Origin of the sequence: Acinetobacter harbinensis, assembly GCF_000816495.1 — a bacterium.
GTDB classification, from domain to species: domain Bacteria; phylum Pseudomonadota; class Gammaproteobacteria; order Pseudomonadales; family Moraxellaceae; genus Acinetobacter; species Acinetobacter harbinensis.
On the sequence record NZ_JXBK01000003.1, the window covers coordinates 13,614 to 14,125 of the forward strand.

General features: G+C 36.1%; 1 protein-coding gene. It reads right to left on the bottom strand.

The features are described from left to right. Nucleotides 1-479 (bottom strand): hypothetical protein (locus tag SE27_RS13940; RefSeq protein WP_039624300.1); only part of this gene is annotated, 479 nt, incomplete at its 3' end. Nucleotides 480-512: the final 33 nt, after the last annotated feature.

The window sequence follows — 512 nt, forward strand, 5'->3', positions numbered from 1 at the left end:
TTTTGTGCATCTTGGATCTTCAATGCTCTTTCAATTGCTGGCTTTCTATATTCAAACTTCCTAATCGTATCATGCGTTAAAACATCATAAGCATTTTTAAAGTAATCATCCTTAGCATCAACCAACTTATAAATTTTAAGATTATTCATATCTCTGGCTTCACAATATTCTTTCATTGTTTCATAAAAGCATTGGTTATGACCTGATAAAAATTTAGCTACGCCTTCAGGCTTATGAGCGAATGCTTTATGTTTTGACTCATCCGTTAGTAAAGCTCTAAATGAGGCAGAGTATCCTTCTTCATTAACTTCTGCACCTGCAACAACACGTACCACATAGGTTGCTTCTAGCGCTTCGTATGCCTGTAATTCAGCTTTCAATGCAACGTCTGACACATAGAGTTCACCTTTCTCATTTTTGAACGTGTACTTATCATCTTCAGCAGCTTTTCTTAATTGTTCACGTCCTGCATCAGACATACGACCCTCTTTGATATCATTTAAAACGTCTTC